The organism is Micromonospora sp. WMMC415, assembly GCF_009707425.1.
GTDB lineage: Bacteria > Actinomycetota > Actinomycetes > Mycobacteriales > Micromonosporaceae > Micromonospora.
Genome location: NZ_CP046104.1, coordinates 3,596,575 through 3,619,559, shown reverse-complemented (window position 1 = coordinate 3,619,559; position 22,985 = coordinate 3,596,575). Strand labels below are relative to the sequence as shown.

Below are 22,985 nucleotides of genomic sequence, written 5' to 3'. Positions count from 1 at the left end.
ACCGTCACGACTTCGTAAGACCGACCCACCGGACGGGGGACCCCGCGTCGGCGCGTAAGCGGCTCGTAATGCCGCAACCGGGGCCGGGCCGTCCGCGCCCGGTCTAGCGTCGCGGTGGAGACCCGGCCACAGTGAGGAGCGCCCATGCCCGGGGACGGTGACGGCAGGCCCGCCGGCGAGCGGGAGTACGGCTTTCCCGCGCCGCTGTGGCGTGCCCTCGCCCGGCACCGGCCGCCCGGCGCCGGGGCCGTGATGCGGGGCTGGCGCAGCCCGCTGCGCGGGCCGTGGCTGACGGCCGTGTACGGCGCCGTGCTGCTCGTCGGGCTGCCCCTGGTGTTCCTCACCGGGCTGCTCGATTACCTCGCCTACGGGCCGCAGTTCGGGCAGGCGTTCCCGCGCGACGTGGGCTGGCTGCGGCTGCCCCAGGTCGACTGGCCCACCCGCCCGTCCTGGCTGTTCCGGGTCACCCAGGGGCTGCACGTGACCCTCGGGATCATGCTGATCCCGGTGGTGCTGGCCAAGCTGTGGTCGGTGATCCCGAAGCTGTTCGACTGGCCGCCCGCCCGCTCGGTGGCGCAGGTCCTCGAACGGCTCTCCCTGCTCCTGCTGGTCGGCGGGATCCTCTTCGAGATCGCCACCGGCCTGCTCAACATCCATTACGCGTACCTGTTCGGTTTCGACTTCTACACCGCGCACTACTTCGGCGCGTGGGTGTTCGTCGCGGCCCTGGTGGCGCACGTGTCGCTCAAGCTGCCGAGGATGCTCTCCGCGCTGCGGTCCCGGCGGCCGGCCGACGAGGCGCGGACCGGCACGGCGGCCACCCGGCCGGAGCCACCCGACCCGGACGGCCTGGTGGCCCCGGCGCCCGACCCGGCGACGGTCAGCCGGCGCGGCGCGGTCGCTCTCGTCGGCGGGGGCGCGCTGCTGCTCGGCGCGCTGACCGTCGGGCAGAGCCTGGACGGCCCGCTGCGGCGCACCGCGCTGCTGCTGCCCCGGGGGCAGGACCCGGGCAGCGGCCCGAACGCCTTCCCGGTCAACCGCACCGCCGCGGCGGCCGGCATCTCCGCCGAGGACGCCGGCCCGAGCTGGCGGCTGTCCCTGCGCGGTGGTGGCCGCGAGGTCACCCTGGACCGGCCGGCCCTGCTCGCCATGGCCCAGCACACCGCGCGCCTGCCGATCGCCTGCGTGGAAGGGTGGTCCACCCTGCAGACCTGGACCGGTGTGCCGTTGCGGGACCTCGCCGCGCTGGTCGGGGTGACCGACCCGGCCGCCGCGCACGTCCGCAGCTTGGAGCAGGGCGGCCTGTTCGACCAGGCCACGCTCCAGGCCAACCAGGTCCTCGATGGGGACTCGCTGCTGGCGCTGCGGGTCAACGGCGTGGACCTGTCCGCCGACCACGGGTACCCGGCCCGGGTCATCGTGCCGGCCCTGCCCGGCGTGCACTGCACCAAGTGGGTCGCCGCCATCGACTTCCGGACCGATGGCTGAGCGGGTGGCGCGGCTCCGCGCGGCGTACGGGGCCGGGGCGCGGCACCTGCTGGTGCTGCTGGCCTGCTTCGCGGTCACCGGCTGGGTGGCGCTGCGGCTGGCCGGCGAGGCGGACGCGGTGCGGATGCTGATCTGGTTCCTCGGCGCCGTCGTGGCCCACGACCTGGTGCTGTTCCCGGTCTACGCCACGGTGGACCGGGCGCTGCGGCGGGTCGTCGGGGCGCGCCGCCGTGCCCTGCTCAACCACGTCCGCGTCCCCGCCCTCGCCTCGGCGCTGGTGTTCCTCGTGTACCTGCCCGGGATCCTCGGCCTCGGCGGCACCACCTACCGGTCGGCGACCGGCCGGGAACCGACCCCGCTGCTGGGCCGCTGGCTGGCGCTGAGTGCGCTGTTCTTCCTGGCCAGCGCGGTCGCGTACGCCGTCAGGCGGTGGCGCCGGCGGTAGGCCCGGGCCGGCTGACCGTCCCGCTCAGCCCGGAGGCTGGTCCACCGGGCAGGCGTACGCGGTGCGGGCGCCCAGCTCCCACACCCGGACCGCCGCCCCGCACCGGCGGCAGGTGTCCCGCTTGTACACCCAGCGTTCGTCCGGCGCGGCCGGGTCGCTCACCACCTGCCCGGCGTCCCGCCCGAGCGCGAGGTGCCGCACCGCGAGCGCCCACAGCTCGCCGGCGGTGCGCGGCGGCACGCCCCGCCGGTCCGGGTCGAGACCGGCGAGGAACAGCAGCTCCGCCCGCCAGGCGTTGCCGATGCCGGCCCACACCGCCTGGTCCAGCAGGGCCGCGCCGACCGCGCCGCGGGCCGCCGACAGCCGGCGTACCGCCTCGTCGGGGTCGGCGTCACCGCGCAGCGGGTCGGGGCCGAGCGAGTCCCGCAGGGCCCGCACCCGCTCCGGCGCGAGCGGTTCGCACCGTACAGGCGCGATCAGGTCGTACGCCGCCCGGTCACCGGCGAGGCGGACCCGGACACCCGGCCGGGGCGGTACGGCGGAATCGTCGTGGCGCAGGAAGAGGCCGCGCATGCCGAGGTGCACGTGCAGGGTGGGTGCGCCGTCGACGTGGTAGAGCAGGTGCTTGCCGTACGCCTCGACCGACCGCAGCGTCCGCCCGTCGTACGGCCGGGGGTCGAACCGGCCCTGCGGGCTGGACACGGCGAGCACCTGCCCGGCGAGCGCGGCGTCCTGCTCGCGCGCGTACCGGTGGACGAGGTGTCCCTCAGGCACGTCAGCGGACCGGGGCCGATGCTGCGGACATGCCGGCGGATACCCGGCGCGTCGGGGCGGAAACGCCCGGATCATCTCGGCGTGGATTGAACGACCCGGGTCCGGCAGCCGTACGTCCGGGTGGAGGGAGATGCCCATGAAGCGGATGACCCCGATGCTCACCCTGGCGACCGGGACCGTGCTCGCGGCCGTGCTGTTCACGATGAGTGCCCAGGCGGCACCACCGGCGCCGGCAGCGGGCGCGGGCGCGGGACAGGCGAACGCCGCCGCGCCACCGGGCGCCGCGCCCGGGGCGGCTCCGGACGCCCCCGGCGCCCCCGGGGCGCCCGCCGACGAGCCCGCCACGCCGGGCGCCCAGCCGGCTGCCACGTCGCCACCGCCGTCCCCGCCCGCCGCGTCGCCGGCACCGGGGACCGCCGCGGTGGACGGCACGTGGACCGGCCACCTCGACGGCGGCGCCACGATCGCCCTGACGGTCCGGCAGGGCAAGGCGGTCGCGTACGTCTGCGACGGCCGCAGCCTGGAGATCTGGCTTCGCGGCACGGTGACGGGCAAGGAGCTGGACCTCACCGGCAAGGACGGCGCGCGGCTCACCGGCACGGTCGAGGGTGACCGGGTCCGCGGCGAGGTACGCGTTGGCGACAAGCGGTGGGCGTTCACCGCCACCGCGACCGGTGGCACGTCCCCGGCGCTGTACCGGGCCACGGCGCAGGTCCGCGACGCCGGGGTCGACGGCGGTTGGATCCTGCTCGCCGACGGCACCCAGGTCGGTGTGGTGACGTGGAACGGGAAGCCGGTTGCCGCGCCGCCGCTGGACCCGGCCTTCGGCACCACGATCGTCAACGGCGTCACGATCACCGCCGTACCGGTGTTCCCCGACGCCCCGGCGGGCCGGTGATGGCGGACCACCGCCGGGGCGGCACGCACGCGCTGCCCGATCTGGACGACGGTCCGGCCGTCCAGGTGCTGCCGGACCCGTACGCGGACCCGCCCGCCCCCGCGCCGCGCGCCTCGCTCGTCGTGCCGCTGCTGGTCGGCGCGGCGGTCGCGGTGGCGCTCGGCGTCTACGGCCGTACGCACACCCCGACCGGGATCGCGGTCAACGTGGCCGGCTTCTCCGGCCCGCAGACGGTGAAGGTGTGGCTCGGGACCGGCGCGGCGTTCTTCGCCGTGGTGCAGCTGCTGTCGGCGCTGGCGATGTGGGGCCGGCTGGGCCGCGTAACCGCGTCCTGGGCCGGCGGCGCGCACCGCTGGTCCGGGCGGATCGCCTTCCTGCTGGCCGTGCCGGTCGCGGTGCACTGCCTCTACGCGCTCGGCTTCGCCGACCACGACCTGCGCACGCTCGCCCACTCGGTGTTCGGCTGCTTCTTCTTCGGCGCGTTCACCACCAAGATGCTGGCGCTGCCCCGCCGGGGGCTCGCCGGCTGGGTCCTCCCGGTCGTCGGTGGTGTGGTCTTCACCGTGCTGATGCTGGTCTGGTTGACCTCGTCGGTCTGGTACTTCACGACGTTCGGGTTCCAGCGGTGACGCGGGCCCCATCCGGAGAGGACACGCCCATGAACGAGGACGCGGGCACCGCGTCACGGCGGGCCGTGCTGGCGGGCACCGGGGCGGCCGGCGTCACCGCGGTGCTGGCCGGCTGCCAGACGTACGGGGCGGCGTCCGCCCCGGCTCCGGCGGCTCCGGCGGCTCCCGTCGCCCCGGCGGCGACCGGGACGGCGGGGCCGCCCCCGGCGGGCGGGGAGGGTGCCGCTCCCGCGCTGGCCCGCCTGGCCGACATCCCGGTCGGGGGTGGACGCATCTTCGCCGAGCGGGGGGTGGTGCTGACCCAGCCGACGGCCGGCACGGTCAAGGCCTTCTCGGCGACGTGCACGCACGCCGGCTGCACGGTCAGCTCGGTCGCCGACGGCACGATCGTGTGCGCCTGCCACAACAGTCGGTTCGACATCGCCGACGGCTCGGTCCGCGGCGGCCCGGCCGGCTCCCCGCTGCCGCCCGCCGCGGTGACGGTCGACGGCGACGCCGTCCGCCTGGCCTGACCGGCGGCGGCTCAGGCCGGGTCGGCGCGGCCGATCCGCCAGTAGCCCATGAAGGCCACCGCCCGCCGGTCCAGCCCACGCTCGCTGACCAGGTGCCGGCGCAGCGTACGGATGACGCCGGCCTCACCGGCCAGCCACGCGTACACGGGCACCGGGGCGGCCGGCGTCGGGACCTCCCAGAGGATCTCCGCGTCGACGTCGACGTCGGCGACCGGTTCCTCGGCCCCGCCCGCCGCTCCGGCGAGCAGGTCGGTCGCCGCGGCCGACACCGCCGGCACCAGCCGCGACCCGTACGCGTCGCCGCCGCGGGCGAGCCAGCTCACCGTGACACCCGCGGGTGCGGTCACCGGCAGCACGTCGTCGGCCTCGGGCACCTCCAGCAGGACCCGCCCCGCGGCGGTCGCCGGCAACCGCTCCAGGATGGCGCAGATCGCCGGGACGGCCGTCTCGTCGCCGGCCAGCAGCAGGTGCCCGGCGGCGGGCGGGCGGAACTCGATGCCGCCGTGGTCGCCGTCGAAGCCCGCGTCGGGGCCGAGGATCGCGATGCCGTCGCCGGGTCGTACGCGACGCGCCCAGCGGGTCGCCGGGCCGCCGTCGCCGTGCAGGACGAGGTCGACGTCCACCTCGGACAGCTCCGGCCGGACCGCCCGGACGGTGTAGGTGCGGATCGGGTTGCGCTCGTGCTCGGGCAGGGCCCGCCACCGCGCGTACCAGTCCGGGCCCTCCGGCAGCCGCGCCCCGCGCTCGCCCGGCAGCGGGAACGCCAGCTTGATCCGCTGGTCGTAGCCGTTGTCGGCGAACCGGTCCAGGTCCGGCCCGGTGAAAGTGACCCGCACGAACGACGGGCTGAGCCGGTGTACCGCGCGGACCTCGACGGTGAACATCCGCCACGGTGCGACGGGCAGGGTCTGGGTCATGGTGCCTCTCTCGGACGGGCGCTACCGCGCGGCGGCGGCGGTGGCACGGGATCGCCACAGCAGCCAGACGAAGTACGGGGTGCCGATGATGGCCGTCACCAGGCCGGCCGGGATCTGGGCGGGGGCGATGACGGTGCGGCCGAGGGTGTCGGCGACGCTGACCAGGACGGCGCCGAGCAGCGCGGCGACCGGCAGCACCCGGGCGTGCCGCCCGCCGACGAGCGCGCGGGCGGCGTGCGGGGCGACCAGGCCGACGAAGCCGATCACACCGACGGCGGAGACGGCGGTCGACGTGAGCAGGGCCGCCGCGCCGAGCGCGACGAGGCGGGTGCGTTCCAGCCGTACGCCGAGCACCCGGGGCGTGTCGTCGTCGAGGGCCAGCAGGTCCAGCTCGCGCCGGGCGGCCACGACCGCCGGGGTGAGCACCAGCAGGGCGATCGCCACCGGGAGCACCTGGGCCGCGGTGCGGCCGTACGTCGAGCCGGAGAGCCAGGTCAGCGCCTTGCCGGTGTTCCACGGGTCGAACGCGACGATCAGGAAGGTGATCACCGCCATGCCGCCCTGCCAGGCGCCGAACCCGATGAGGACCAGCCGGTCGGAGCTGAGCCCGCCGCGCCAGGCGGCGCCGTAGACCAGGGCGAACGCCAGGATCGCGCCGAGGCCCGCGACGCCGGAGACGGCCCACACCCCGGCCAGCGGCACGAAGGTGAGCAGCGCGACCGCGCCGAGCCCGGCCCCGGCGGTGATGCCGAGGATGCCCGGCTCCGCGAGGGGGTTGCGGCAGACCGCCTGCACGGTGGTGCCGGCGACCGCGAGCGCCGCGCCGGCCAGCACCGCCGCGGCGACCCGCGGCCACCGCTGGTCCAGCACGAACGAGTACGCCGGTCCGGTTCGGCCCTGGAACCAGTTGACGATGTCGCCGAAGAGCACCCAGGTGTCCCCGGCGAGCATGCCGACGGACACCGCCGCGACGGCGGCCACCGCGGCGACGGCGACGACGGTCCGGTGGAAGGCGCCGGAGCGGACGGCGGCGTGGCCGCCGGGCGGTCGGCGGGTGGGTCCGGCGTCCCGGTGCCGGCGGGCGAGCCAGATGAGGACGGCCGCCCCGAGCAGCGTGGTGACCACGCCGGTGGGGATGTCCACGCCCGCCTGGCCGCCCATGACGGCGCGCAGCAGGACGTCCGAGCCGAGCACGATGGCCGCGCCGGCGATGCCGGACAGCGGCAGCAGGGCGCGGTGCCGGTGTACGCCGGGCACCACCGGCCCGAGCAGGCGGACGATGACCGGGGCGCAGAGGCCGACGAAGCCGACCGGCCCGGTCAGGGTGACCGCGGCGGCGGACAGCAGCACGGCGAGCACGGTGACGACGAGCCGGGTACGCCGCACGTCGAGCCCGAGGACGGTCGCGGTGTCGTCGCCGAGGGCGAGGATGTCGAGGCGGTGGCCGAGCAGCAGCAATGCGACGACGGCGGCCAGCATCACCGGGGCGAGCTGGGTCAGCGCGACCAGGTCGCTCTGGACGAGCGAGCCGTTGCCCCACGCGAACAGCCCGATGGTGGCCTGCTCGAAGAGGAGCAGCAGGAGCATCGTCAGCGAGCTGAGGGCGAGCGCGGTGGCCGACCCGGCGAGGATGAGCCGGGTGGTGCCGGCCTGCCCGCCCGCTGACATCGCCATCACCAGGGTCGCCGCCGCGAGGCCGCCACCGAAGGCGAGTGCGCCGGCCGGCAGGGCGGGCAGCGCGATGCCGAACGCGGCGATGGAGACGATGGCCAGGTGGGCGCCCGCGTTGACGGCGAGCGTGTCCGGCGAGGCGAGCGCGTTGCGGGCGATCGACTGGAGGGCGGCGCCGGCGAAGCCCAGGGCCACGCCGATGGCGAGCCCGGCGAGCAGCCGTGGGATGCGGGACGCCACCAGCACCCGGGCGGCCTCGTCGTCGCCGCCGGTGACCAGGCGCAGCAGGTCGAGGGCGCCGACGGTGGAGGTGCCCTGGGTGATGTGCACCGCGGCGACCACGAGCAGGAGCAGGGTCGCGGCGGCGAAGGCCCCGGTGAGGCGGGGGACGGAGGGCCGCCCGGCCGGAGCCGGCCGGGTGGCCGGCTCCGGGCGCGGGGGTGCGGACAGCTGGGTCACACCGTGTAGGTCTTCACGAGCTGGTCGATGTACTGCTTGCCGGAGAGCGGCCCGCCGAAGGTCCAGATCCCGTCCGGCATCTTGTGCAGGTTGCCCTTCTGCACGAACGGCAGGGACTTCCAGACGGCGTTGCCGGCGAGGCCGTCGGCGAAGACGTCGGTGCCGTCCGAGGCGTTGTAGAAGAAGTGCAGGTTCGGGTCCTTGAGGACGGTCAGCCCCTCGACGTCGGTCTGGCCCAGGCCCCACACCTCGTCGGTCTTGCCGGTCCAGGCGTTGGTCAGGCCGAGCTGGATGCCGAGCTGGGAGACCAGCGAGCCCTGACCGAACATCCGGATGCTGACCGTGCTGCCCTCCTTCCAGCCGTCCGCGATGGCGAACGGCCGGCCGGCCGCGCCGGCGTCGGCGATCTTCTTCTTGCCGTCGGCGAGGGCGGCGTCGAAGTCGGCGAGCAGCTTCTCCGCCTCGGTGGTCTTGCCGACGGCGGTGGCGATCATGTTCAGGTCCGACCGCATCCGGCCGAGGTTGTCCTTCGCGTCGCTGCCCTTGGTCACGATGACCGGGACGTACTTCTCCAACTGGGCGACGAGGGCACCGCCCCGGTCGTCCTCCATCACGACGAGGTCCGGCTGGAGGGCGACGACGGAGTCGACGCTGGGCTCGGAGCGGGTGCCGACGTCCTTGACCGACGGGTCGAGCTTGGCGGCGGTCACCCAGGTGGCGTAGCCCTTCGTGTCGGCGACGCCGACCGGCATGACGCCGAGGCTGACGAGCATCTCGACCTCACCCCACTCCAGGCCCACGACCTTGGTGGCCGGGGCCTTCAGGGTGACGGCCTTGCCGCGGCTGTCGGTGACGGTGACCGGGCCGGCGGCGGCGGAGCTGGTGGCCGCGGGGGTGGCGGTGTTCTCGGTGGTGCCGCAGGCGCTGAGCAGCAGCGCGGCCGCGGCGGCGAGCAGCGCGGTGACACGGGTACGGGTCATGGAGGTTTCTTTCTCGGGTAGTGACGGTTCAGCCGGGCACCCGGCTGGTGTGCCGGCCGACCGGGCGGGTGGAGAGCAGGCCGGTGACGGGGTCGGTGGTGACCTCGACGCGGATGCCGTAGGTGGCGCTGAGGTCCTCCTCGGTGAGCACGTCGACGGGCGCGCCGGTCGCGCGGACCCGTCCGGCGTGCAGGAGCACCACCTCGTCGGCGACGGCCGCGGCCTGGTTGAGGTCGTGCAGCACCACGCCGACCGCGACGTCGTGCTCGTCGGCGAGGTCCCGGACCAGGTCGAGGATCTCCACCTGGTACCGGAGGTCGAGGAAGGTCGTGGGTTCGTCGAGCAGCAGCACGGGGGTGTCCTGGGCCAGGCAGGTGGCCAGCCACACCCGTTGGAGCTCGCCGCCGGAGAGCTCGTCGACCGGCCGGTCGGCCATCGCGGCGACGCCGGTGACGGTCATGGCGCGGCCGACGGCGGCGGGGCCGTCGGGGTCGTCGGCCCGCCAGCGCCCGCGGTACGGGTGGCGGCCGTAGCCGACCACGTCGCGCACGGTGACCCCGCTGGGCACCGGTCGGCTCTGGGCGAGCAGGGTGACCCGGCGGGCGAACTCCCGGGCGGGCAGGCCGGCGGCGTCCCCGCCGTCGGCCAGCAGCACCTGGCCACCGCCGACCGGGTGCAGCCGGGCCAGTGCGCGCAGCAGTGTGGACTTGCCGCTGCCGTTGGGGCCGACGAGGGCGGTCACCGTGCCGGGGCGGAGCGCGATGGACGCGCCGTGCACCACGGTCGCTCCGTGGTAACCCAGGCTCAGCTCCACGCCGCGAAGGCGGGGCGTTGCGGCGCTCGACCGCACTGCACTCGACATGCGGTTAGGTTAGCCTTACCTGATCAAGTGTCAAGACGCGGGGGGGTCCTCGCGGTCCGAACGTCCGGGTCCGGCCGACCACCTCGCCACCTCTGCGTGCCGACAGGTGGGGCAGGGGTTCAACCCGTTCACCGACGGCGGTAGCGTGTCGCCACATCGTTGCCCGTGGGGCGGTCCCTCCCCGGCGTGGCGTTCGCGATCGTACGGAGGATGCAGCATGTCCCACGGCGACGAGCCGTTCGCGGTCCGCGACGACAACACGTCGCGGCCCACCTTCGACACCGCGCTGCGCGGCTACGACAAGCGGCAGGTGGACCGGCACCTCGACCAGCTCGACGGCGAGCTGGTCCGGACGGCGGCCGACCGCGACGAGGCGCGCTCCCGGCTGGACGCCCTGTCCGAGCAGGTCGGGCAGCTCGAGGCGGAGGTCGCCGAGCTGCGCGAACGGCCGGCGCGGGTCGACCGGGCCGCGTTCCGCGACCTCGGCCCGATGGTCGAGCAGATCCTGGCGCTGGCCGAGCGGCAGGCCGAGGTGATCGGGGAGGCCGCCGCAACCCGGGCGGCCGAGCTGGAGGCCGCGGCGGAGAAGGCACTCACCGACGCGCGGGAGCACGCGGCGCGTACCCTCCGCGAGTTCGAGGAGGAGCTGGCCGCGCGCCGCGCCACGCAGGAGAAGGTGGACGAGGAGCGGCGCGCCGCCGCCCAGGCCGAGCTGGCCGAGATCCGGGCCGCGGCCGAGCAGCTGCGGGAGGCCGGGGAGGCCGCCCACGAGCGGGCCCGGCAGGAGGCGAACCGCATCGAGGAGCAGAGCGCCCAGAAGATCGAGCAGGCCCGGGCCGAGGCCGAGGCGTTCCTGACCTCCGCGCGGACCCAGATCCAGCAGGAGGTGCAGGCCGCGCGTAGCCGTACGCAGGAGGAGCTGACGCGCTGGCAGGCCACCGTGGAGCGGGAGCTGAACGACCGGCGCACCGCCGCCGAGCAGGAGCTGACCGAGCAGAATGCCGCCGCCGAGCGGGAGCTGGCCGCGCAGCGCACCGCCGCCGAGCAGGAGATCGCCACGCTCATCGCCGAGGCGCAGCAGTACGCCGCCAAGGTCCGCCAGCGCGCTGACGAGCAGGCCACCACCCACCAGCAGCAGCTCGCCACGGTGCAGCAGAGCGTCCGGGACCGCCGGGAGACGCTCACCCGGCTCCAGTCCGAGTTGGAGACCACCCAGCAGCAGCTCGAACAGGTCCGCCAGGAGGGGGACACCACCGAGCGGGAGCTGGTCACGGTGCGCCAGCGTCTCGGCGAGACCCGGCGGGAGCTGGCCGACCAGTTGCACCGGCTGGAGGAGGCCCGACGGGCGGCGGACTCCGCCGAGACGCACGCCAAGGAGGTGCGGGCGCGGGTCAAGCGGGAGGCGAAGCGGGTGGCCGACCTGGCCGCGGCGGCGGTGATGGCGGCCGCCGGCGGTGGCGAGACGGCCGAGTACCCGCAGGTGGTCGCGCGTACCGGCAGCGAACCCGCGCCCGCCGGACGACTTGCGGGGGACTCGCCGGCCGAGGCGGGTGCCCACCGGGCGCCGGACGAGACCCCGGGACCGGCCGGCGACGAGCCGGCCGGCGCCGAGCGACCGTCCGGGGAGGAGTCGGCGGCGCCGGATCCGGCCGGCGCGAAGGAGACGGTGGCCGCCGGCGGCTGAGCGACGCCGGGCCGCGACGACGTGACCCACCCGAACGGCCGCGCCGGCTTCCGGATCGGCCGTTCGGCTCATGGGGTACGGCGATTGGTGGACCGGCGTACGCCGTTGCGTGCCGGCCGTCTTCGGCCGGACGGCGAGCGGCGGTCCTTTTCCGACGACGCCGGTACGACGGCGAGAATCGCCAACGGCCGGCGCGGAGTTCCACCCTCCCCGACACCGGCCCGGGGAATTCCCCAGCGTTAGCGCCAACCCCACCCGGGGCGGGCGCAGCGGGCGGCCGAGGGCATTTCCCGGGGCGCGGATCGGCCACGAAAAGCGACCCGGCATTCACGCTCGGCGTTCGCCGGCCACCCCGGCGCGACGGCCCGAGCCCCCGAGTCGATCTTCTCTGAGATTGCGCCACTGGTTCGGTATCGAACACGCTCCGCTATGGAAGTTGCGCATCCGAGTGACGACGGTTGCCGGCGTGGTGGGTGAGGGCCATCCGCCGCAGCGCGGTCAACGCCACGTCCAGGAGGACGAGGCGGGCGGTCAGGCGCATGCACGCCTCCGCGTCCGGCGGGTCGGCCGGCACGTCCGTGGCCTCGTACGCACCCAGCTCCCGCGCGGCCTCGGCGTACGCGTCGAACACCTCGACCCCGTCCGACCAGCCGAGCCGCCGCAGCATCGCCAGCACCTGGGCGAGCGTCCGCCGTTCCGCCGCGTCGTCGTCCACCTGCCAGCCCAGCCGCTCGACGTATCCGTCGACCTCGCGGCGCACGTCGTCCTCCCCGTCCACGGCCGGCATCGCCGCCACCGTGGCGTTGATCACCGTACACAGTCCACGGAGTGGACGGCCCCGCGAGTCGATCGCCGCCAGCACCTCGCGCACGTCCGAGATCCCGAGCCGACCGGGGCCGGTGAGGACCTGGATGAACCGCAGGCGGGCGAGGTGTTCCTCGGCGTACTCGGCCTGGTTGCGACCGGTGCGCACGCCGGGCTGGAGTAGCCCCTCACGCAGGTAGAACTTGATTGTCGGGACGGACAGGCCGCTCTGCTTGCTGAGCTCCGAAATGCGCATCTAATTCCATTACACTCGCCGCCGACCTCGCACGCCATAGTGTCCCACAGCGGCCGACCGGCAGCGCGAGCGCCGATCGGAGAGCAACTCTACATGCACACATGGCGACCCGGAAGTGTGTCGTGGACACCAGTGATTACCACTGTCGACCGACCCGTCCGGCGGCCCTGGGATTCTCATTCTTGCCGGTTACGAAGCGTTACCGGCGGCCGGCCGACACCTGGCAGGACGTTGCCGCACACAATCGTCTCGGCTAATATCCATTCCGTTCTGACCTGCCTGTCCATGTGCCTGAGGAGTTTATTGAACGGACGCCGACAGCCATTGAATGACTGACTGAACGTCCAGATCCGCAACCAGGCCGGTCACTCCAGAAACCGCTGGAGAAAGAACGCGCCCCGACATCGGACGATTCGCCCGACCGGCGACCGAAAATGTCGGCACAATGCGTTCGACGGTACTGGGCAACCATTTTCGACAAACCTGGGGGAGACGAAACGTGTCGCACACTGTCGAGAAAGTTGCCGAGCGTGTCATCGAGTTGATGCACAATGATCTGAGCAGGCAACTCACCATTGACGAAATGGCACGCACCGCCATGTTCAGCAAATTCCACTTCTCCCGCATCTTCCAGAAGGCGACCGGGGTGACCCCGGCGCGCTTCCTGTCGGCGCTGCGCCTGCAGCGCGCGAAGCAGCTGCTGGTCTCCACGTCCATGACGGTCGCGGACATCAGCATCCAGGTCGGGTACACCAGCGTGGGGACCTTCAGCTCGCGGTTCAGCCGCAGTGTCGGCCTCTCCCCCACCACCTACCGGCGGCTGGGAGGCTTCACGCCACAGGTACCGGTCATGGACCACGCCCTGCCGGAGTCGGCCACCGGGTCGGTGAGCGGTGCCATCCGGGCCTCGTCGTCCCACGAGCCCGCCCTCGTCTTCGCGGGGTTGTTCCCGGACCGGATCCCCGAGGGGCGTCCGGTCCGGTGCGCGATCATGCGGGAGCCCGGCCGGCTGCACCTCGACCGGGTGCCCGAGGGCGAGTGGTACCTGCTCGCCCACTCGGTCGCCGGCAACGATCCGGAGGGCTCCCTGGCCGAGCCGTACCCGGCCTGCGTCGGCAGCGTGGGGCCGTTGACGGTGCGACGTGGCATCGTCACGCGGTCCCGCGACCTCCAGCTCTCGCCGACCCGCTCGGTCGACCCGCCGGTGCTGCTGGCCCTGCTCGACGTCCGCCGCGCGGCGGTGCACGAACAGAGCCGGCGGGAACTGGCCGGAGCGGCCGCCTGAGCGGCCGCGCGACCCGCCTGCCCGACGGGACGCCGGTGGGGTCCACAGGGGACCCGGCCGGCGTCCCGCCGCGTACCCGGCACACCGCCGGGCACGGCGGTGTGCCCGACCGGGCGGCACCACGGCCACGGCGACGTCGTCGCCCGGCCGGCACGCGCGACGAATGGGCGGGTGCCTGCGCACCCGCCCACCCGTCGCGCCGACTCAGATCGCCGGCTGGACCGTCATCGACAGGCCGCCCCGCACCCGCAGCGACAGCATCGGCTCGGCCACCACCCGCTGTCCGGCCGGGGCCACCAGCGCGAACTCCCGCGACACCATCGCCACCACGAACACGGCCTCCATCAGGCCCAGGTGGTTGCCGACGCAGAACCTCGGCCCGGCACCGAACGGCACGTACGCGTACCGGGGCCGGTCCGCCGTCGCCTCCGGGTCGAACCGCGCCGGGTCGAACCGCTCCGGCTCCGGCCAGAACGCCGGGTGCCGGTGCAGGGTGTACGGGCAGATCAGCACGTCCGCGCCGGCCGGCACCCGATACCCGTCCACGACGTCGGCGCCGCGCGCCCGGCGGGACAGCATCCACACCGGCGGGTAGAGCCGCATCGCCTCGCTGACCACCATCTTCGTGTACGTCAGTCGGGCCAGGTCGGCGTACTCGGGAGGCCGGTCGCCGAGCACCTCGACCGCCTCCTCGCGCAGCCGCCGCCGTACCCACGGATGCCGGTCTACCAGGTGGAAGGTCCAGCCGAGCGTGCTCGCGGTGGTCTCGTGACCGGCCAGCAGCAGCGTCACCAGTTCGTCGCGCATCCGCTGCCGGGCCACCCGGGGATCCGGTTCGTCGCGGGTGGAGGCGATCAGCCGGGACAGCGCGTCGTCGGCGCCCGCCACGTCGCCGCGGGCGGTCCGGTCGGCGACCAGCCGGCCGACGATCCGCTCGAGTTCCCGGCGGGCCCGCCGGAACCGCAGCTGCTGCGGCAGCGGCACCCACATCGGCACCATGCTCATCGAGGCCATCTCGAACATGGCCTGGTTCTGCATCTCCTCGAAGGCCGCCCCGACGGTCGTGAACGCGTCGAGGTCGGCGTCGAGCAGCGTCCGGCCGAGGACGCCGAGGGTCAGCGCGGTGAACTCGTCGGTCAGGTTCACCACGCCCGCGCCGCGGCGGGCCCGCAGCCGGGCGATGAGCCGCTCGGCCTCCTCCGCCACCGCGTGGGCCTGGCCGGCGATGCGCTTGGCCTGGAACACCGGCTGGATCACCCGCCGCTGCTTGCGCCACAGCTCGCCCTCGCTGGTCAGCAGGCCGTCGCCGAGCGCCCGCCGGGCGTGCACGAGCCCGAGCCCCTTGGTGTAGTTCTGACTGTTGTCGGCCAGGACGTGCTTGGCGTGGTCGGGGTGGTTGAAGAAGTACAGCGCGCGGGGCCCGGCCCCGAGCCGGACGGCGTCGCCGTAGCGGGCGGCGGAGGTCATCAGACCCAGCCGGTCCCGGCCGAGCTGCCACAGCGACCGCAGGAGGGCGGGGCCGGTCGGCCCGGGATAGGTCCGGCCGGCCGCCACCAGCGTCACGTCGCCACCCCGCTCGGTTCGGCCGCGACGCGGCGGAAGCGGCCCCGGAGGAACAGCACCGGATCGTCGTCGCCGCGCCGCTCGGCCGACAGCAGCCGCCCCGTGACGATGCTGTGGTCGCCGCCGTCGTACACCTGCCAGACGGCGCACTCGAACCGGGCCAGCGCGCCGTCGATCAGCGGCGTCCCGGTCACCCGGCCCGGCGTCCACTCCACCGTGTCGAACTGGGCCGCGCCCAGCGGGCGCCGGCGGTCGGCGAAGTGCCGGGCCACCTTCTCCTGGTCGTCGGCGAGGACGGAGACGCCGAAGACCCCGCTGGCGAGGAGCCGGTCGTGCATGACGGCCCGGCGGTCCACGCAGACCAGCACCAGCGGCGGGTCGAGGGAGACCGACGTGAACGAGTTGGCCGTCATGCCGTGCGGCAGCGGGCCACCGACCGACACCACCGTCACCCCGGTCGCGAAGGTCCCGAACGCCCCGCGCAGCCCGTCCGGGTCGGTGGCCGCGACGGGTGTCACCTGGTCGATGCTCATCAGGTCCTCCTGGTTCCGGCCGGTTGCGCCCCGGTCGGGGCGCGGTACGGGCGCAGGGCCCGCACCAGCGCCTCCGGCACACGCGCCGGCCGGGTCCGGGTGTTCGGTCCCCGCATGCAGGCCACCCGCTGCCGGCCCCGGGCGACGAGCGTGCTGCCGCCGCCCGGGTCGAGCCGGACGTAGTCGAAGCTGAACTCCAGCTGCGTCTGGGCGAGGTCGACCAGCCGCATCCGGATGGACAACTCGTCGAAGGCGGTGATCTCGGCGAAGAACTCGCAGTCGACCTTCAGGGTGAACAGCTTCAGGTCGTCGCGGACGTCGGCGAGCACCTCCGGGGCGCGCTCGTGGAGGAACATCTCCCGGCACCGGCCCTGCCAGCGCAGGTAGTTGACGTAGTAGACGTTGCCGACGAGGTTGGTCTCCTCGAACCCGACGATGTGCCGGTACTCGTAGTAGTCGCCCATCGCGCGTCACCCGTCCTTTCCGGTCAGCACCGCGAAGACCACCGGCGCGGCCTGGTCGCGCAGGGTCGCCGGCGCGGTGGCGATCCGCAGGTCCCCGGAGGCGAGCAGCACCCGCCCGTCGCCGGTGGAGTGCAGCGCCAGCGGCGAGCGCTGCGGCAGCCCCGCCTTCTGGAGGCACTCCGTCGCCGTCCAGACCCGGGTCGCCGCGACGGCGAGATCCTCGCCGGTCTCGGCGGCGACCAGGTCGGCCAGGCCCCGGTTCGGGCCGAGCAGCCCGTCCCACTCCGGTGCCGGGCGGGCCGTCACCGGCTCCACGTCGCAACCGAGCGGGCCGGGGCCGACCACGCAGAAGGTGAGCCCCGCGCCGTGCGCCGCGGACACCTGCCGGTCGCCGTCGACCTCGGGGCGCCCGTCGGGCCGGTACCGCACGTCGACCGCGCGGCCGAAGGCCCGGCCGGCGGCGCGGGCGGTGCGGCCCCGACCGGCGGCGCCGGCACCGCCGTCGCCGGGGGCGTCGGGCTCGACCGCCACCGCGATCGGGACGCCCAGCAGGTCGCCGAACTCCCGTTCCAGGTACGGCCCGAGCAGCGGCGCCACCCAGCGCAGGTCGCTGCGCTTGCGGACGGCCTGCAACCGCAGCCCGTCCCAGCGCTCCAGGACCCGCCCGTCGGCGTCCCGCACGGCGATGTCGTAGACGTAGGTGTCCCCGTCGCGGCTGCGTTCGCGGGCGCAGTAGCGCACCTCCCCCGCCGCCGACAGGGCCGCCCCGCCGGGGTGGACCCGCTCGATGCCGGCGGGCAACAACGTGGCGTGCGGGACGCACACCTGGTTGCCGTGCATCAGCGCGTCCCGCACGCCGGGGTCGCCGAGGATCAGCTCGGCCGGCAGGAAGCCGGCGAACCAGTCCGTGTCGGGGTGCACCGCGAGGTCCGCGTCGACGTCCCGGGCGGCGGCGCGGTGGTAGCGGCGCAGCCGCTGGAACCGCCGCCCCTGGAACAGGACGTCGCCGTACAGGTCCCGGTCCGGCGCCAGCGGGACGTCCGGCAGCCCGGGCCCGACCTGCTCGGGCGGGCCGTCCGGCGCCGGGGCGTCGGTGAAGCGCAGGCGGGCGCGGAAGTGGTCGGCGGCGAAGCCGGTCTCCGCGCTGCGGATGCTCACCTGCACCGTGTCGTCGTCGGTCACGACCGCGGCGATCCGGACGGTGGTGCTGCCGTCCGGCGGCACCACGATCGGCCGGGCGAACTCCGCCGCCTCGATCAACGGGACCGACCGGCGACCGGTCAGCGCGGTCGCGACCTGGGCCATCGCCTCCATGCCGAACACGGCCGGGAAGAGCAGGTTGCCGTCGAGCAGGTGGTCGGGAAGGTAACGGTCGGTGTCCGCGCTGAGCGTGGTCTCGGAGACCAGTTCGACGCCGGGGTAGTGGACCGGCAGCCGGTCGACGAAACGCAGCAGCGGCAGGTCGGGCACGTGGTGCCGGACCGTGTCGATGCCCTGCGTACGGCCGCTGACGACGACGACCGGCGGGGCGTCCGCGTCGACCAGCAGCCGGCGCATGATCGCCACGCCCTGGTCGAGCGTGATCGGCGTGACGCCGTCGCGTTCGAGGGCTTCGACCACCGACAGCCGCTCCCCCATCCCGGCCCCCGACCAGACCGACCACTCCAGACAGAGCGTGCGGCACTCCGGGTGGTGGCGGCCGAACTCGGTGGTGAGGTCCGCGAGCCAGTCGTTGGCCATCGCGTAGTGCGCCTCGCCGCGCAGGCCGCTGCGACCGATGATGCTGCCGAACGTGATGAGCGCCTTCAACCGGCCGGTGTCGACCGCGTCCAGCACCGCCCGCAGGCCGTCGATCTTCGGCGCGAACGTCCGCCGGACCGCGTCCCGGTCGAGGTTGGTGAGCGCGGCCGGCTCGTTGCGGCCGGCGCCGTGCAGCACGCCGGTGACCGGGCCGAGCGCGGCCGTCACCTCGGCCACCGCCGCCCGGACCTGCCCGGCGTCGGTGACGTCGGCGCGGGCGTAGTGGACGGTGAGCCCCTGCTCGCTCATCCGTCGCAGGTTCGCGGCCAGCTCCTCGTCGGCGGCCGGGTCGGAGCGGCCGAGCACGGCCAGCCGCGCCCCGGTGTCGCGGGCCACCACGATGGCGCACTCCGCGGTGATGCCCTTGCCGCCGCCGGTGACCAGCAGCACGTCACCGCCGTCCAGCGGCGGCACCGGCCGCGCCGCTCGTACCGGCATGGCCCGCAGGGTCGGGACGAGCCGCCGTCCCTGCTCGTCGTGGTGGACCTCGGCGAACTCCTCGGTGGCGGCGACCTCGGCCAGCACCCTCTCGGCGGCCACGCCGTCGGTCGGGACGTGCACGACGGTCACCCGGAGCTGGGGTGCCTCCAACCGGAGCGTCTTGGCCAGGCCGGCCGCGCCGCGCCCGCGCTCGACGACGACGAACCGGTCGCCGAGCTGGCCGGTCAGGGCGGCCCGGGCACCCTGGAGGGCGAGGTCCAGGTGTTCCTCCTGGCAGTCGGCGGGCAGGCAGACCAGCACGCCGGAGCCGACCCGGCCGCGTTCGAGGCCACGCCGCAGCTTCTCGGCGAGCGGGTCGCCGTCCGGCGCGTACACCCGCCAGTGGCCGTTCTCCTCGGCCGGGCCGCGCGCGGGCAGTGGCACCGGGTCCAGGTCCAGCCGGAACGGCCGGGACCACGGCGCGGCGCCGGCCACCACCGGCCGCTGCTCGGCGTCGGCCGGGCGGGCCGTCCGGTGCAGCTCGTCGAACGCTTCCGCCAGCTCCCGCAGGGTGGCGGTGGCGAAGTTCGTCGGCGTCTCGGCGGCACCGATGCCGAGCTGCTGGGCGGCCTGGTTGACCACCTGGCCGACGGTGATCGAGCTGAGGTGCAGGTCGTCGAGGAGCCGGCTGTCGTCGCGCACCATCTCCAGCGGCAGCTCCGCCCGTTCGGCGGCCAGCCGGCGCAGCAGTTCCAGGCCGGACTCGCCGCTCCCGGCCGGTGCGGCGGGCTCGGTCTCGACCGGCGCCCCCGCCGCGACGGGGCGGACGTCGACGGTGGGAGCCGCCTCGCACGGGCTGGCGAAGAAGCTGAACTGCTGGCCGAGCTGCACGGGCCGGATGAGCCGGCCGTGGAACAGGCCCGGGTGGACGTCCGCGGCGCCGGTGACGTACGCGGCCGCGACCACCCGCAGCAGGCCGGTCAGCGACTCGTCGTCGGTGTCCAGCGCCACGGCCGGCACGTCGGTCACCGCGGCGGCCAGGCCGCTGAGCACCCGGCCGGGGCCGACCTCGACGAACAGGTCGATGTCCTTCGCGGCGAGGGCGACGGCCTGCGCGAAGAGCACCGGGTCGGTGATCTGCCGGTGCAGCAGCGCCGGGACGTCGGTGTCCGGGGCGAGCACCTCGCCGGTGACGGTGGAGACCACCGGCTCGCGTACCGGTCCGAAGTGTTCCTCGGCCAGCCGCTCGCCGAAGGCCGCGGCGGCGGGTGCCACCAGCGGGGAGTGGAACGCGTGCGACACGGACAGCCGGGTGGCGTTGATGCCGGCGTCCTTCGCGGCCCGGCTCACCGCCTCGACGGCGTCGACCGGTCCGGCGACCACCGTCTGCTGCGGGCCGTTGTAGCCGGCGACGACCACGTCGTGGCCGGGCAGCAGGCCGGCCACCGCGTCCGGCGAGGCGGCCAGGCTGGCCATGGTGCCGGAGGCGCTGTGCTCGGCCATGGTGCGCCCGCGTACGGCGGCGACCCGCAGCAGGGTCTCCCCGTCCATGGCGCCCGCCCAGTGCAGGGCGGACAGCTCGCCGAGGCTGTGCCCGACGGCCACCCGCGCCTCGACCCCCAGGTCGGACAGGACCCGCAGGCCGGCCATGGACCCGGTGACGATGCGGGGCTGGGCGACCGCGGTGGCCACCATGTCGCCGCTGGTCGGGAGGGCGGCCCGCTCGTACACGTCCTCGGCCCGGCCGAACCGGCGGCGCAGGGCGCCGCCGCTGGTGCCGCGGCCGGAACCCTGGCCGGGGAAGAGGAAGCCGATGCGGCCCTCCTCGACCACGTGCCCGCAGAACGCCCGCCCGTCGGCGGTGAGCAGCCGGGTCTCGCCGGCGTCCAGGGCGTCCCGGACGCGCCGCAGCTGGCGCTCCGCGTCCTCCGGCGAGGAGGCCACGACCGCCGCCCGGTACGGCCGGTCCTGCAGCTCCCGGTGCAGGGTGGCGGCCAGGTCGCCGAGCTGGGCGTACGCCACCTGGGGGACGAAGTCCAGCAGCTGCTGCACCCGGTCGCGCAGTAGGCCGGCCGACTCGGCGTCGACGGCGAGCAGCTCGGCGTCCTGCACCGAGCGGCTCAGGTTGCGGGTGCGGCTGTCCATCCTGGTGCGCCGCTTCGGTTCCCGCTTGTCCAACACCACGTGGGTGTTGATGCCGCCGAAGCCCATCGCGGTGATGCCGGCGCGTACCGGGGTGTCCCCCGGCCAGGGTTCGGCCCGGCGCAGCACCCGCAGCGCGGCGTCGTCGGCGGTGAGCAGCTCGTGCGGGTCGACGCAGCCGATCGCTGGCGGGATCATCTCGTGGTGCACCGCCATGGCGGCCTTGATGAGGCCGGCGACGCCGGCGGCCGCCTTGGTGTGGCCGATCATCCCCTTCACGGAGCTGATCGCGGCCTTCGGAGCGCGCGGGTCGGCCGCCCGGCGGGCCAGCGAGAGGGCCTTCAGCTCGGTGGCGTCGCCGACGGCGGTGCCGGTGCCGTGCCCTTCGAACAGGCCGACGGTGTCGATCCCGAACCCGGCCCGCTCGTACGCGCGGCGCAGCGCGAGCTGGTAGCCGTTGACCTCGGGGCGGGTGATGCCGCCCTTGCCGTCGGAGGAGATGCCCCAGCCGGCGATGGTGGCGTAGACGCGGTGCCCGGCGTCGAGGGCGTCCCGCTCGCGCATCAGCACGATCATCCCGCAGCCCTCGCCCGGCCAGAAGCCGTTGGACCTGCGGTCGTAGACGCGCATCTCGTCGCGGGCCAGCGCGCCGGTCTTGGCGAAGCCAATGATCTCGAAGGGGTCGATCGAGATGTCCACGCCGCCGGCCACCGCCACGTCGACCTCGCCGTCGAGCAGGGTCTTGCAGGCGGTGGCGACGGAGAGCAGGGAGGACGAGCAGGCGCCGTCCACCGTGTACCCGCCGCCCTTGAGGTCGAAGTGGTTGCAGATCCGGCCGGCGATGGTGTTGGACAGGCCACCGGCCAGGGTGTCCTCGTCGATGCCGGGGAACGGCGCCTTGTAGCGGGCCTCGAAGTCGGCCAGGAACGCGGCCAGCTGGTCGTCGTCCCAGTCCTGCTCCTTGAGCGCGGCGGCCACCATGCGCTGCACGTACGGCCACCGCAGCCGCAGCTGGTTGGCGCGGGAGAACTCGCCGGTGAGGCTGTTGCCGACCACGACGCAGGTGCGTTCGCGGGGCAGCCCCTCGGCCATCGGGAAACCGGCGTCGGCGAGCGCCATGGCGGCGACGTCCAGCGCCAGCCAGTGGGTGAGGTCGGTGGACCGGTACGTGCTGCCGGCGATCTTGTAGGCGATCCGGTCGAACTCGTACCCCTCGATGACGGCGGCGGTACGGGCGTAGAAGCGGTCCGGTGTCGCCGGGTCCGGGTCCCAGTAGTCGTCGAGCCGCATGCGCACGTCCGGTAGGCGGCGGAAGGCGCGGCGGCCGGCGACGGCGTTCTCCCACAGCTCGCCTGGGGAGGTGGCGTCGGGGTAACGGTTGGCCATCCCGACGATGGCGATCCTGCTCATGCCGGCACGACCTCCTTGCCGTGTTCGGGGGCGGCGACGACGGGTACGGTCGGCGCCCGGGTGACGGACGGGCCCGCCTGGGCATCGCGGCGTTCGCGGGCCTGGTTGACGAAGTGCAGCGCCCAGTGGAAGCCGCCGCGGGCGAGGCACACCAGGGCGGTGGCGAAGAAGATCCCGTACGCGATGCCGGCGCCGGTGAGGAGGCCGTAGACGACGGCGACGCCGGCGCCGAAGGCGAACTGGGCGGCGGGCGGGGACGGGCTGGTCCCCGGGTCGGTGACCATGTAGTTGGTGAACAGCACGAACGCGGTGCCGGTCATCATGGCGAGCGCCCCGGTGATCGAGACGTCCAGCACGACGCCGCGGATGACGGCCTGGAGGACGAAGAAGGACACCCAGCCCGCGATGAGCCACATGCGACCGGTGAGCTTCCCGTTGATCATGGTGCCGCCGACGATGATGATCGCCGGCACGAACCAGTCCCAGAAGCCGGTGATGTGCTCGGTGAAGTGGTACGGCGGGGCGATGCTGGCCCACGGGAAGAGCAGCAGGATCACCGCGATGCCGAAGTTCGACGGGTTCATGTAGTGCCGCATCCGGCCCTTGAAGGGGGCGCGGAGGACCCACTTGGCGCCGATCGCGACCGCCACGCCGAAGATCAGCACCAGGATCTGGTCGTTGACGTAGATCAGCATGTTCATCGCGAGGCTGGTGATGTGCGCCGGGTAGAGGAACTGGACCAGCCCGCGCAGCCCGTTGCCGAGGTAGCGTGGCCGGCGGCCCTCCGCCCGGGCGCCCACCGCCTCCAGGACGATCTCGATCGAGTAGCCGGTCGCCAGGGCGACGAACGGCCACAGCCAGGGCTGCTCGAAGCCCAGCACGGTGTAGCCGAAGATGTTGAACACCGTGATCGAGATCGCGAAGTTGCGCAGCGCCGTGATCACCTTGGGGTCGTGGCGGGGCGCTGCGGTCGGGGTCGCGGTCATGTC

General features: G+C 74.5%; 18 protein-coding genes. 7 read left to right on the top strand and 11 right to left on the bottom strand.

Annotation, left to right across the window (positions count from 1 at the left end):
• Positions 1 to 144 precede the first annotated feature (144 nt).
• Both GKC29_RS17045 and GKC29_RS17040 read left to right on the top strand, forming a co-directional pair.
• Positions 145 to 1,488: a molybdopterin-dependent oxidoreductase gene (locus GKC29_RS17045; RefSeq protein ID WP_155331778.1), complete on the top strand. Its 1,344-nt coding sequence runs from the start codon at positions 145 to 147 to the stop codon at positions 1,486 to 1,488.
• Positions 1,481 to 1,933 (top strand): hypothetical protein, encoded by a 453-nt coding sequence (locus tag GKC29_RS17040; protein ID WP_155331777.1) that lies wholly within the window; start codon positions 1,481 to 1,483, stop codon positions 1,931 to 1,933. Before GKC29_RS17045 ends, GKC29_RS17040 begins: the two co-directional genes overlap by 8 nt.
• 24 nt (positions 1,934 to 1,957) lie before the next feature.
• Here GKC29_RS17040 and GKC29_RS17035 read toward each other — a convergent pair whose 3' ends face one another.
• A complete protein-coding gene (locus GKC29_RS17035; RefSeq protein WP_155331776.1) occupies positions 1,958 to 2,707 on the bottom strand; it encodes a DNA-formamidopyrimidine glycosylase family protein in 750 nt (249 codons plus the stop codon).
• A gap of 136 nt (positions 2,708 to 2,843) precedes the next feature.
• Between GKC29_RS17035 and GKC29_RS17030 the strand changes: the two genes are divergently transcribed.
• Genes GKC29_RS17030 through GKC29_RS17020 form a run of 3 tightly spaced genes read left to right on the top strand, consistent with a single transcriptional unit; the run spans position 2,844 to position 4,746 of the window.
• The gene (locus GKC29_RS17030) at positions 2,844 to 3,605 is read left to right on the top strand and encodes a hypothetical protein (RefSeq protein WP_155331775.1); all 762 of its coding nucleotides are present in this window, start codon (positions 2,844 to 2,846) and stop codon (positions 3,603 to 3,605) included.
• Complete coding sequence (locus tag GKC29_RS17025; protein WP_230688657.1) at positions 3,605 to 4,234, top strand: DUF6529 family protein; 630 nt, start codon at positions 3,605 to 3,607, stop codon at positions 4,232 to 4,234. Before GKC29_RS17030 ends, GKC29_RS17025 begins: the two co-directional genes overlap by 1 nt.
• Before the next feature lie 29 nt (positions 4,235 to 4,263).
• Positions 4,264 to 4,746, top strand: coding sequence for a Rieske (2Fe-2S) protein (locus GKC29_RS17020; RefSeq protein WP_155331774.1), 483 nt, complete (start codon positions 4,264 to 4,266; stop codon positions 4,744 to 4,746).
• Positions 4,747 to 4,757: 11 nt separating this feature from the next.
• On the opposite strand, the gene GKC29_RS17015 is transcribed toward GKC29_RS17020, so the two are convergent.
• Genes GKC29_RS17015 through GKC29_RS17000 form a run of 4 tightly spaced genes read right to left on the bottom strand, consistent with a single transcriptional unit; the run spans position 4,758 to position 9,635 of the window.
• Positions 4,758 to 5,663, bottom strand: a complete 906-nt coding sequence (locus tag GKC29_RS17015; protein ID WP_155331773.1) for a siderophore-interacting protein — start codon at positions 5,661 to 5,663, stop codon at positions 4,758 to 4,760.
• 21 nt (positions 5,664 to 5,684) lie between these two features.
• Positions 5,685 to 7,784, bottom strand: a complete 2,100-nt coding sequence (locus GKC29_RS17010; protein ID WP_155334187.1) for an iron ABC transporter permease — start codon at positions 7,782 to 7,784, stop codon at positions 5,685 to 5,687.
• A gap of 5 nt (positions 7,785 to 7,789) precedes the next feature.
• The gene (locus GKC29_RS17005) at positions 7,790 to 8,773 is read right to left on the bottom strand and encodes an ABC transporter substrate-binding protein (RefSeq protein WP_155331772.1); all 984 of its coding nucleotides are present in this window, start codon (positions 8,771 to 8,773) and stop codon (positions 7,790 to 7,792) included.
• 28 nt (positions 8,774 to 8,801) lie between these two features.
• Positions 8,802 to 9,635 (bottom strand): ABC transporter ATP-binding protein, encoded by an 834-nt coding sequence (locus tag GKC29_RS17000; RefSeq protein ID WP_155331771.1) that lies wholly within the window; start codon positions 9,633 to 9,635, stop codon positions 8,802 to 8,804.
• Between the two features lie 217 nt (positions 9,636 to 9,852).
• Between GKC29_RS17000 and GKC29_RS16995 the strand changes: the two genes are divergently transcribed.
• Entirely contained in the window at positions 9,853 to 11,319 is a 1,467-nt protein-coding gene (locus tag GKC29_RS16995) for a DivIVA domain-containing protein (protein WP_155331770.1), read from the top strand.
• Between the two features lie 427 nt (positions 11,320 to 11,746).
• On the opposite strand, the gene GKC29_RS16990 is transcribed toward GKC29_RS16995, so the two are convergent.
• Positions 11,747 to 12,379, bottom strand: a complete 633-nt coding sequence (locus tag GKC29_RS16990) for a MerR family transcriptional regulator (protein ID WP_155331769.1) — start codon at positions 12,377 to 12,379, stop codon at positions 11,747 to 11,749.
• A 499-nt stretch (positions 12,380 to 12,878) separates the two neighbouring features.
• Between GKC29_RS16990 and GKC29_RS16985 the strand changes: the two genes are divergently transcribed.
• Complete coding sequence (locus tag GKC29_RS16985; RefSeq protein WP_155331768.1) at positions 12,879 to 13,664, top strand: helix-turn-helix domain-containing protein; 786 nt, start codon at positions 12,879 to 12,881, stop codon at positions 13,662 to 13,664.
• Positions 13,665 to 13,868: 204 nt separating this feature from the next.
• Here the strand turns inward: GKC29_RS16985 and GKC29_RS16980 are convergent, their stop codons facing one another.
• Genes GKC29_RS16980 through GKC29_RS16960 form a run of 5 tightly spaced genes read right to left on the bottom strand, consistent with a single transcriptional unit; the run spans position 13,869 to position 22,982 of the window.
• Positions 13,869 to 15,227, bottom strand: coding sequence for a cytochrome P450 (locus GKC29_RS16980; RefSeq protein WP_155331767.1), 1,359 nt, complete (start codon positions 15,225 to 15,227; stop codon positions 13,869 to 13,871).
• Positions 15,224 to 15,760: a flavin reductase family protein gene (locus GKC29_RS16975; protein WP_155331766.1), complete on the bottom strand. Its 537-nt coding sequence runs from the start codon at positions 15,758 to 15,760 to the stop codon at positions 15,224 to 15,226. The genes GKC29_RS16980 and GKC29_RS16975 overlap by 4 nt, the downstream gene beginning before the upstream one ends.
• Positions 15,760 to 16,224 carry a thioesterase family protein gene (locus GKC29_RS16970; RefSeq protein ID WP_155331765.1) on the bottom strand — a complete coding sequence of 155 codons (465 nt, stop codon included), beginning with the start codon at positions 16,222 to 16,224 and terminating at the stop codon, positions 15,760 to 15,762. The genes GKC29_RS16975 and GKC29_RS16970 overlap by 1 nt, the downstream gene beginning before the upstream one ends.
• A 6-nt stretch (positions 16,225 to 16,230) precedes the next feature.
• Complete coding sequence (locus GKC29_RS16965; RefSeq protein ID WP_155331764.1) at positions 16,231 to 21,996, bottom strand: type I polyketide synthase; 5,766 nt, start codon at positions 21,994 to 21,996, stop codon at positions 16,231 to 16,233.
• Positions 21,993 to 22,982: an enediyne biosynthesis protein gene (locus GKC29_RS16960; protein ID WP_155331763.1), complete on the bottom strand. Its 990-nt coding sequence runs from the start codon at positions 22,980 to 22,982 to the stop codon at positions 21,993 to 21,995. Before GKC29_RS16960 ends, GKC29_RS16965 begins: the two co-directional genes overlap by 4 nt.
• Positions 22,983 to 22,985 lie beyond the last annotated feature (3 nt).